The 7,634-nt window shown below is 70.6% G+C and carries 11 protein-coding genes; 4 read left to right on the forward strand and 7 right to left on the reverse strand.

Annotation, left to right across the window (positions count from 1 at the left end):
• The 7 genes from H5J26_RS26010 to H5J26_RS26040 all read right to left on the reverse strand — a co-directional run bounded on the left by H5J26_RS26010 (position 1) and on the right by H5J26_RS26040 (position 3,809).
• Positions 1-333 carry a hypothetical protein gene (locus H5J26_RS26010; RefSeq protein WP_181768408.1) on the reverse strand — a complete coding sequence of 111 codons (333 nt, stop codon included), beginning with the start codon at positions 331-333 and terminating at the stop codon, positions 1-3.
• On the reverse strand, positions 320-646 hold the full coding sequence (locus H5J26_RS26015; protein WP_181768409.1) for an Ada metal-binding domain-containing protein: 327 nt from the start codon (positions 644-646) through the stop codon (positions 320-322). Before H5J26_RS26015 ends, H5J26_RS26010 begins: the two co-directional genes overlap by 14 nt.
• A complete protein-coding gene (locus tag H5J26_RS26020) occupies positions 636-1,409 on the reverse strand; it encodes a 2OG-Fe(II) oxygenase (RefSeq protein WP_181768410.1) in 774 nt (257 codons plus the stop codon). The genes H5J26_RS26015 and H5J26_RS26020 overlap by 11 nt, the downstream gene beginning before the upstream one ends.
• A gap of 53 nt (positions 1,410-1,462) precedes the next feature.
• The gene (locus H5J26_RS26025) at positions 1,463-2,095 is read right to left on the reverse strand and encodes a methylated-DNA--[protein]-cysteine S-methyltransferase (protein WP_181768411.1); all 633 of its coding nucleotides are present in this window, start codon (positions 2,093-2,095) and stop codon (positions 1,463-1,465) included.
• On the reverse strand, positions 2,095-2,586 hold the full coding sequence (locus H5J26_RS26030; RefSeq protein ID WP_210771781.1) for an RNA polymerase sigma factor: 492 nt from the start codon (positions 2,584-2,586) through the stop codon (positions 2,095-2,097). Before H5J26_RS26030 ends, H5J26_RS26025 begins: the two co-directional genes overlap by 1 nt.
• Before the next feature lie 60 nt (positions 2,587-2,646).
• Positions 2,647-3,147: a methylated-DNA--[protein]-cysteine S-methyltransferase gene (locus H5J26_RS26035; RefSeq protein ID WP_181768413.1), complete on the reverse strand. Its 501-nt coding sequence runs from the start codon at positions 3,145-3,147 to the stop codon at positions 2,647-2,649.
• 89 nt (positions 3,148-3,236) lie between these two features.
• Positions 3,237-3,809 (reverse strand): DNA polymerase ligase N-terminal domain-containing protein, encoded by a 573-nt coding sequence (locus H5J26_RS26040; RefSeq protein WP_210771782.1) that lies wholly within the window; start codon positions 3,807-3,809, stop codon positions 3,237-3,239.
• A gap of 266 nt (positions 3,810-4,075) precedes the next feature.
• Here H5J26_RS26040 and H5J26_RS26045 point away from each other — a divergent pair, with 266 nt between their 5' ends.
• The 4 genes from H5J26_RS26045 to H5J26_RS26060 all read left to right on the forward strand — a co-directional run.
• Positions 4,076-4,900, forward strand: a complete 825-nt coding sequence (locus H5J26_RS26045; protein ID WP_181768415.1) for an LLM class F420-dependent oxidoreductase — start codon at positions 4,076-4,078, stop codon at positions 4,898-4,900.
• 13 nt (positions 4,901-4,913) lie between these two features.
• Positions 4,914-5,345, forward strand: a complete 432-nt coding sequence (locus H5J26_RS26050; protein ID WP_181768416.1) for a TIGR03668 family PPOX class F420-dependent oxidoreductase — start codon at positions 4,914-4,916, stop codon at positions 5,343-5,345.
• A gap of 54 nt (positions 5,346-5,399) precedes the next feature.
• Positions 5,400-6,218, forward strand: coding sequence for a PTS sugar transporter subunit IIA (locus H5J26_RS26055; protein WP_181768417.1), 819 nt, complete (start codon positions 5,400-5,402; stop codon positions 6,216-6,218).
• Positions 6,219-6,240: 22 nt separating this feature from the next.
• A partial coding sequence (locus H5J26_RS26060; protein ID WP_181768418.1) for a PTS ascorbate transporter subunit IIC occupies positions 6,241-7,634 on the forward strand: 1,394 nt, incomplete at its 3' end.

Consider the following 7,634-nt stretch of genomic DNA (forward strand, 5'->3'; position numbering starts at 1 on the left):
TCAAGAAGGATATCGGCGCCCCGCAGCGAAGCGGCGGGCCTGGCGCAGCCAGGAGGCGGCGTCCTCGGGCCAGTTCACGATGTCCAGAACCGTCCCGCCGGCGGACTCCCACTCAACTGCCAGTTCGCTGGACGCCTCCCGCGAGACCTCGTCCCTGGACGAGCCGATCACGAGCGTCCGAGGGCGGGGACGTCGTCCGGTCAACAGCCGCAGCACCGCGCTGCGTTCGGCCGCGGACAACGGCGACGGGGACGGGGACGGCAACCGAGAAGCAATGCGTCCGGCCACCCGAGGCGAGTACGAGGAGAGCGGATCCGTCTCAGCGGGGTCCACCGGATCCTCCCTCCGGCGTCCGCGGGTCCGCCCCGGACTTCCAGAGCCGGTACCTCTCGGGGAGGCACACGGCGCACGGCCGGAATCCGGCGGCGACGGCGGTGTCCTCGTCGGTGAAGAAGACGCGGTGCTTCGCGTAGCCGCCCCGCGCGAGGGCCCGCAGCGCGCTGGGGCACTCCAGCCGGCCGTAGATCCGCTGCCGGCGGTGTCCGCCCAGCCTGCCCGCCGACCGGCTCGTGTACGGCTTCAGGTCCGCACCGTGCAGGCGGTACGTGCCCTCACCGCGCGCTGCGGGGACAGGGTCAGGCGGCATCGTGGAAGACGAGGCCGAGGGTGTGCCGCCTGCCGGTCCGTACGGCGGACACACCGTGCCGCACCGGGGAGGCGGACCAGCCGCGCTTGGAGCGGACGGGCCGGTCGCGGGTGGTGAAGACCAGGCCCTGCCCCTGCGGGACGGTGGTGGCGGTGCCCCGCGACTGGGCACGCGGCCGCTGCTCGACGAGCAGGAACTCGCCGCCCGTGTGGTCCTTGCCGGGATCGCTGAGGTTGAGTACGACCTGGAGCGGAAAGACCTTCTCACCGAACAGGTCGCGGTGCAGGGCGTTCCAGTCGCCCTGCTCGTAGCGCAGCAGAATCGGTGTCGGCCTGCGCTGGCCCGCCTCGTGACAGACGGCCAGCCACTCCGCCAGGGTCTCGGGCCATTCAGCCTCCCGCCCGAGCTTGGCGTACCAGTCGCGGGCGACCGGCAGCAGCCGCGGATACAGCTCCTCGCGCAGCCGGTGCACCGGCTCGGGGAAGGGAGCGCGGAAGTAGCGGTACTCGCCGCTGCCGAACCGGTGGCGCCGCATGTCGACGGTCGTGCGGAAGTGCTCCGACTCCGGGTACAGGGCGGCGAGTTCGGCGCACTCCGCGGGCGTCAGCAGTTGGGGGAGCAGCGCACATCCGAACTCGTTCACCTCCTCGGTGACCGCGTCCCAGTCGGCTGCGGCGACGCGCTGCGCGTAGACGTCGTCGGGGACCTCGGCGCTCGTACGGCTTCGACTGCCGTCCGTAAGCGCTGTGTCGGCGATGGTCATGCGTGTGTCCTCTCGTGTGCGCCCGGCCGGTGCCGGACGGAGAGTGCTCGTGGTCAGGCCGCCGTCTCCAGGGCCAGCAAGGCGTTCTTCGCCGCGGCACCGCCCGCATAGCCGCCCGCCGAGCCGTCGGAGCGGACCACGCGGTGGCAAGGGATCACGACCGGCAGGGGGTTGGTGGCGCACGCGGTGCCCACCGCACGTACCGCCCTGGGGCTTCCGGCCGCCGCCGCGACCTGGGCGTAGCTCTCCGTGCGGCCGTAGGCGATGCCGGACAGATGCGTGATCACCTCGCGCCGGAAGCCCTTCGACAGCCGCAGATCCAGGGCCAGTTCGAAGCGGGTGCGCCTTCCCTCGAAGTACTCCTCGATCTGCTCCACGACCTGTGCCAGACGGTCTGGCGCCTCCAGGACGCGGGGGCTGACGCGGTCGGCGAGTTCGGCCAGGGCCGCGTCGTGGCCTCCGTGGTCAGGGCTGTCGTAGGCCACGCGCACGAGGCCCTGATCCGTCGCGGCCAGCAGGAGCGTTCCCACCGGCGTCACGAGAGTGCGGTAGGCGACGTCCAGCAGCCCTTCGCGCTCCGCGTCCGCGACCAGACGCTCGTGCAGCCGGGCCTGCGTCGCGGGGTCCTCGACCGGGAGCGCCGAGAAGAGGTGCCCGTCGCCCTGGTCGGATGCGTTCGTCGTCATCACTCGGCCCTCTCGTCCGTACGGCTGGGGTAGCTGCTGCGCAGGGACTTGATGCCGTCGGCCGCGGCCCTGCGTGCCGCGTCCGTGGTGCCGCCTGTGATGGCGGCGATCTCCTTGTAGGGGAGGCCGACCAGATAGTGGTAGGCGACCGCTGAACGCTGCCGCTGCGGCAGCGACTTCAGCGCGTCCCAGAGGTCTCCGGCCCACAGATCTCCCTCGGCTCGCGCCTCGGCCGGGCCGGGTTCGGGGACGTCCGCCACCGCGACGGGACGCCGGGAGTTGGCGCGCGCCACGTCGATGGCCTTGCGGTGGGCGATCGTCACCAGCCATGCCTCGACACGGGCGTCCTCCGGGAGGCCCGGGTAGGCCTTCAGCGCCGAGAGGAACGTCTCCGACCAGGCGTCCTCCGCATCGGCCGGACCGACCACGGCCCGGCACACGCGGAGGACCAGCGGCCCGTACTCGGCCACGATCTGCTCGAAAGGTCTCAAGGTCACACTCCGTAGACGAATCACGGCCCGTGAACCTGAGCCGTCGAGGAGCCGTTCTTCTCAGAAGAGACGGCTCGCCGTGCCGGCCGCCGACTCCTCCAGGTCGAGAAGGTGCCGCTTGCGCTCCAGCCCGCCGGCGTATCCGGTCAGACTGCCGTCCGCCGCCACCACTCGGTGGCAGGGCACGATGATGGACAGCGGATTGCGGCCGTTGGCGGCGCCCACCGCCTGCGCGAGCGCCGGATCGCCCAGTTCCCGCGCCAGATCTCCGTACGAGCGGGTCTCGGCGTACGGAATCTGCTCCAGCAGTTTCCACACGCGCTGCTGGAAGGAGTCGCCGCGCGGCGCCAGCGGCAGATCGAAGTGCCTCAGACGCCCCTCGAAGTACTGCTCCAACTGCGCCCGCGCGTCCTCGAACCCGGCCTCCTCGCGGGGGCCGAGCGAGTCCGGGGACGGCCCGCGCCGGTGCCCCTCGAAGTACACGCCGCTGAGTGCGTCGCCCTCCGCCACCAGCGTCAGAGCGCCCAGTGGTGAATCGACGACGGTGTGCCTGCTTGCCATGGCCCCGCTCCCTTCCCGTGACCGATTCTCCGGTCCACATGAGGAAGACGTCTCACGGAGGGGGAACGTGAGATCCGGCGGGTGAAGTTCTAGCCGGCCTCGGACGCCACCTGCTTGAGCGTGCGGCCGGTCACGGCCGACCGCGCCCGTACCGGATCGGGTGTGCGGGCTTCGCTCGCCGCCCGCTCGTCCCTCTCCTTCACCAGCAGCCACGCCTCGCGGCCGTCGTCGCCGTCGCCGCCGCGGAAGCGCGTCAAGGCGTAGCCGCCGTGCAGCTTCCTACCGTCGAGCCAGAACTTCACATGGCCGCGCTCCAGCGCTGCGGGGAAGTCCTCCGTCAGGGGGCGGAAGGTGCCCTCGTCCCAGACGATGACGGTGCCCGCTCCGTACTCTCCGGAAGGGATGACGCCCTCGAACTCCCGGTATTCCAGCGGGTGATCCTCCGTGGGCATGGCCAGCCGCTTCTCCCGCGGATCGGAGGAGGGCCCCTTCGGGACGGACCAGGACTTGAGCACGCCGTCGACCTCCAGCCGGAAGTCGAAGTGCATGGTGCTCGCATCGTGGATCTGCACCACGAAGCCCGGTGCGCCGTCGGAAGGGGCACCCGCGCCGCGCGGCTCCGAGGTCGTCTCGAAGTGCCGCTTGCCGCGGTAGCGCTTCAGCGAGTCGCTCTTCGCGCCCTGCTTGCCGTCCTTGTCGGCGCGCTTGCCGGTGCCCTTCTTCGTGTCCGCCTTACCGCTCACCGCCCGCTCCCTTCTGCGGCGACTGTCTCCGCTGCCGATGCCGGCGGATTCCGCTGCGGTGCGGGTACCCGGTGCGCAGGGAAGAAAAAGAGCTGCGGCCCACGCTGTAGTGAACGCGGCGACAGCGGGTACGCCCGCCGTCCGGAAGAGGCAGAGCCGCGAACCGTGCCGAAAAAGGAGTCTCCGTGAAGTTCGGTGTGTCGACCTTCGTCACCGACCAGGGCATCGGGCCCGCCCCCCTGGGCCGCGCCGTCGAGGAGCGAGGATTCGACTCGCTCATGATCGCCGAGCACACCCACATCCCGGTGGAGCGCCGCTCGCCCTACCCCGGGGGCGGTGACCTGCCGGAGAAGTACTACCGCACGCTCGATCCCTTCGTCGCGCTGAGCGCGGCTGCCGCCGTCACCGAGCGGGTGCTGCTGGGGACGGGCATCGCGCTGGTGGCGCAACGCGACCCGATCATCACCGCCAAGGAGGTCGCCTCCCTGGACCTGATCTCGGGAGGCCGTGCGATCTTCGGCGTCGGCGTCGGCTGGAACCGTGAGGAGATGGAGAACCACGGGGCCGACCCCACGACCCGCGGCCGCATGGTCAACGAGCGGCTGAGGGCCATCCGCCAGCTTTGGACCTCTGAACAGGCCGAGTTCCACGGTGAGTTCGTCGACTTCGACCCCGTCTGGTCGTGGCCCAAGCCGGTGCAGCGCCCGCACCCGCCGATCTACGTGGGCGGCGCCGAGGGAGCGTTCAAGCGGGTCGCCGAGCTCGGGGACGCGTGGCTGGCCAACCGGACGACGCCCGAGGAGCTCGCGCCCAAGATCGAGGAGCTGCGAAGCATCGCCGGGCGGGACGTACCGGTGACGGTCTACTCGTCCTCCGACGATCCGGAGGTCGTCGAGGGCTTCGCGCGGCTCGGCGTGGAGCGCCTGCTGCTCTTCCTGCCGACGCTGCCGGAGAAGGAGACGCTGGAGACGCTCGACTCCCTCGCCGCCGTCGCCGACCGGTTCAGCTGAGCGGGCGCCCGCGATGCCGGGGATGACGGAGGACCAGGCGCGGGAGCGCTTCTCGCAGGCGCGCGTCGCCGTTCTGGCGACCGCCGACGCGTCAGGGCATCCGCATCTGGTCCCCGTCGTCTTCGCCCTGACCGGCGACACCCTGGCCTTCGCGGTGGACCACAAACCGAAGCGCTCCAGCAGGCTGAAGCGGCTGGAGAACATCCGCGCGAACCGCTCCGTGTCTCTCCTCGTCGACGCCTACGACGAGGACTGGGAGCGCCTGTGGTGGGCCCGGGCCGACGGCACGGGGCGCGTTCTGCCGTCGGCGCACGAGTCGGAGGAGGCCGCCGGGTACGTGAGCCTGCTCGTGGAGAAGTACGGCGAGCAGTACGAGGGCCGCCCGCCGCAGGGAGCCGTAGTGGAGATCACGGTCGGGAGATGGTCAGGCTGGCGAGCCGTCTGACCTTGCACGACCCCGCCGTCCCCGCCGTTCGTGGAACATGCAACGATCCGCCTCATGGCGACAGTGAGTGAACTTCTGCCCATCGAAGCCGTGCGTCTGGACGCTCCGGCCGAGGGCTGGCGGGAGGCCGTGCAGGCCGCCGGCGACCTGATGGAGAAGACGGGCACCTGCACCGGCCGGTACACGGCGGAGATGATCGCGAACGTCGAGGAGAACGGGCCGTACATCGTCATCGCTCCCGGCTTCGCACTCGCACATGCCCGTCCTTCGGGCGCGGTCTCCGGAACAGGCATGTCCTGGTTGAGACTCCGGCAGCCCGTTGAGTTCGGGCACGAGGAGAACGACCCGGTGGACCTGGTCGTCGGCCTCGCCGCTGTGGACCGGGGCGCGCACCAGGCCGCTCTGGCGGAGCTCGCCGGGCTGCTCACCGACCCCGGCACCGTACGGGCCCTGCGGGAGGCTCCCGATGCCCGGACGCTGCTGGCCCTGCTCGGCGGAGGCGACGTGCCGGACGAGGACGCCGAGCGGGACGATCCGGGAGCCGCGACCCGGCGGGCCGACGAGCGGGGCGCGGACAGCGGGCCGACGGTGCACAAGATCCTCACCGTGTGCGGCAACGGCCTGGGCACCAGCCTCTTCCTGAAGAACACCCTGGAACAGGTGCTGGACCGCTGGGGCTGGTCCGGACACGTCACGGTGGAGGCCACCGACACCGTCTCCGCGAAGGGCAAGGCGTCCGAGGCCGTCGCCGTCTTCACCTCCCGCGAGATCGCCGCAACCCTGGCCGGCGTGAGCGTTCCCGTACGCGTCGTCCATGACTTCACCAGCACCGCCGAGATCGACGGCGCTCTGCGCGACACATACGACGTCTGAGGACGGGAAGGGAGGCGGCACCATGGGCTGGCTCATCGCCATCGCCGAGTTTCTCGTCAACGAGATCCTCAGCCAACCGGCGTTCCTGATCGGCATCATCACCGCCGTGGGGCTCGTCGCCCTCAGGAAGACGGCCGGGCAGATCACCGGCGGCGCCATCAAGGCGACACTCGGGTTCCTGCTGATCAACGCCGGTGCGGGACTGGTCGTCGACTCACTGGCACCGCTGGGCGAGATGATCAAGGGCGCCACGGGTGCGCACGGCGTGATCCCGACCAACGAGGCGATCGTCGGCATCGCGCAAGCGCAGTTCGGCGCCCGCGTCGCCTGGCTGATGATCGTCGGCTTCGGGCTCAGCCTGCTGCTGGCCCGGTTCACGCCGCTGCGCTACGTCTTCCTGACCGGCCATCACATGCTGTTCATGGCCACGTTGACGACGATGGTGCTGGCCACCGCCGGGCTGTCGTCTGTCGTCGTCGTGATCGTCGGGGGCGTGCTGATGGCCGTCATGCTCGTCTCCATGCCGGCGTTCGCACACCCCTGGACGAGGCGCATCACCGGCAACAACAGCATCGCCATAGGGCACTTCGGCACCGCGGGATACGTCACCGCGGGTGCGGCCGGGCAGCTCTTCGGCAAGCGCAGCCGCAGCACGGAGGAGATGAACCTGCCGGAGGGGCTGCGCTTCCTGCGTGACTCGATGGTCGCCACCGCGCTGTCCATGCTGCTGATCTACGTCGTGCTGGCGGTCGTGCACCTCGTGAAGTCGGGCGAGAAGGCCGCGTTCAAGGCGTTCACCGCCGGTGGCGGCGAGGTCGCCACCGATGTCGGGAACTACCTGATGAGCGCCGTCATGCAGGGTCTTCAGTTCGGCATCTCCGTCGCCGTCATCCTCTTCGGCGTCCGTACGATCCTCGCGGAACTCGTACCGGCCTTCCAGGGCATCGCGGCGAAGGTCGTGCCCGGCGCCATCCCGTCGCTGGACGCGCCGATGGTCTTCCCGTACGCGCAGAACGCCGTACTCATCGGCTTCATCTCCAGCTTCGTCGGCGGCCTGGCCTCCCTCGGCCTGCTCACCTCGGTCTTCGGGCCCGCTTTCGGTCTCGCGCTCGTACTCCCGGGCCTGGTACCGCACTTCTTCACAGGCGGCGCGGCGGGCGTCTACGGCAACGCCACGGGAGGCAGGCGCGGGGCCGTCATCGGCGCGTTCCTCAACGGCGTGCTGATCACCTTCCTGCCCGCCCTGCTGCTGAAGGTGCTCGGGGCCTTCGGCGCGGAGAACACCACGTTCGGCGACGCGGACTTCGGTTGGTTCGGCACCCTCATCGGCAACGCCGCCAAGGCGGGCGAGACGGGTGGCGTCGTCCTGATGCTGCTCATCGCCGCGTCGGTGCTGGGCGGCGCGATCCTCGTACA

It is taken from the genome of Streptomyces albidus (ex Kaewkla and Franco 2022) (genome assembly GCF_013870515.1).
Classification (GTDB): Bacteria; Actinomycetota; Actinomycetes; order Streptomycetales; family Streptomycetaceae; genus Streptomyces; species Streptomyces albidus.

What these genes read in the sequence shown, in the direction of transcription:
- H5J26_RS26035 (WP_181768413.1), bottom strand. Translation starts at nt 3,147, where the DNA reads ATGGCAAGCAGGCACACCGTCGTCGATTCACCACTGGGCGCTCTGACG.
- H5J26_RS26050 (WP_181768416.1), top strand. Translation starts at nt 4,914, where the DNA reads ATGCCGGGGATGACGGAGGACCAGGCGCGGGAGCGCTTCTCGCAGGCG.
- H5J26_RS26020 (WP_181768410.1), bottom strand. Translation starts at nt 1,409, where the DNA reads ATGACCATCGCCGACACAGCGCTTACGGACGGCAGTCGAAGCCGTACG.
- H5J26_RS26015 (WP_181768409.1), bottom strand. Translation starts at nt 646, where the DNA reads ATGCCGCCTGACCCTGTCCCCGCAGCGCGCGGTGAGGGCACGTACCGC.
- H5J26_RS26025 (WP_181768411.1), bottom strand. Translation starts at nt 2,095, where the DNA reads ATGACGACGAACGCATCCGACCAGGGCGACGGGCACCTCTTCTCGGCG.
- H5J26_RS26055 (WP_181768417.1), top strand. Translation starts at nt 5,400, where the DNA reads ATGGCGACAGTGAGTGAACTTCTGCCCATCGAAGCCGTGCGTCTGGAC.